This window comes from Paenibacillus sp. P4_E11, from assembly GCF_056401635.1.
On the sequence record NZ_JBFUIX010000462.1, the window covers coordinates 1 to 1,437 of the forward strand.

Here is a 1,437-nt window from a genome sequence, read left to right on the forward strand (position 1 = left end):
GGTCAGGTCTGCGCAAGCGGAGTTCATGTGAGATGGTGTCCCGCATCAAATCGTGTAAAATCCAGCCCCGATCCACCCTTCGGATAAAAGAGAGMGCTATYAAYCGAAGAAATTGCTCCGTCGGAACYTGTCGRTCGAGTACATGYGAYASAAGCTCTTGGTTAAAATGCCTCAGCACCGCGACCGTCTCWACCAGATCACGCAGGTTWTCATCCGGCACCTCTTTCARCCAAGYTCGAACYACATGCTCAAAMATGTTGTCATTGTCCACAATAGCGAAGCTTTGTCCAATCTGTGCGGCCGAAGTTGAAACAAGCAGAGATARKGTAAGCGGATGTCCCTTGGTCTTCATCCAAATCWGRTGRATCAGATGCTCCTCGGTAATATCGGAYCGTTCCAAGTAYWKCTTCACTGCRAARTARTCAAGWTCKGCAATCGGCAAGCGGGTAATCCATTTRCGCCACGCAGGTGAGCTGAGCCATAAGCCTTGCAATGGAAACCGGCCAACRATCAGGACCAAGACATYGGCRTGCAGCCTGGGAAGGAACACGGATTGGAACCATWGYTCCATATCCACCAGTTCTTCGAACGTATCGATGGCGAGAACCAACTTACGCTGCTCCGACAGTTGCTGCAAGGTCTCGAGACATAACTCTACCAACGCTTGCTGATCAAGGGCTTGCTGCAGCTTTTGCACAGGACAGTGCAGCATWYGCAGCACCTGCTTGCAGAAATCYTCGGGTGTATGGGAAAAGCCGCGGCTGTCCAGAAGCAAGAAGGTTGCMTYGGMGTAAAYCRCYAACCTRCGATATTCATCGAGCAAGTAGCTCTTTCCKACACCGCCTGTACCATAAAGGTTYAGGATTCGTAAAGTGTTGCTRTCGGTAGAGAGCTGCTCCAAGAAAAACTCCAGCTCCTTCTCCCGACCAACCAAGTAATGACGCTCCATTTTGTCGATCTCCGTTGAATAGATCTCGTCCGGCATAGGTTGCCTATGACCTCCTTGGGTTGTAATTACGTTCATCTAAACCACGATTCTTCTTCACCGCTCTGTGAATGCTTCCTAAGAGAATCATAGCCGTAAATCATGCGAGAGTCACCAAAATATTTCCAATCCATTGATTTAGTTCCAGAACGCCGAAAAAAGCCAACAATGAAGCGTCTTAACGCTCCAGTTGTTGGCTTTAAATTTATTGCTATCCTTACACCAGATGACATACAACGGCATTACCGTCCTCTGCAACCACAAGCTCCGGCATCTCGTTCTTGCACCGTTCCACCGCATATGGGCACCGTTTATGAAACCGGCAGCCGGAAGGCGGATTGATCGGGCTTGGAAGCTCACCCGTCAGTTTGATCGGAGTGATCTCATGCTCCGGATTAATTTCCTGTATATGTCGGACCGCATCGAGACCATGCGCGATAAACAAGTAGGAC

2 protein-coding genes are annotated in these 1,437 nt (G+C 49.4%); both read right to left on the reverse strand.

Annotation, left to right across the window (positions count from 1 at the left end):
* Window positions 1-1,024, reverse strand: a 1,024-nt coding sequence (locus AC1DWB_RS35125) for an AAA family ATPase (RefSeq protein WP_477545697.1), incomplete at its 3' end; no start/stop codon positions are given.
* Window positions 1,025-1,202: 178 nt separating this feature from the next.
* Window positions 1,203-1,437 (reverse strand): oligopeptide/dipeptide ABC transporter ATP-binding protein (locus AC1DWB_RS35130; protein ID WP_477545698.1); only part of this gene is annotated, 235 nt, incomplete at its 5' end.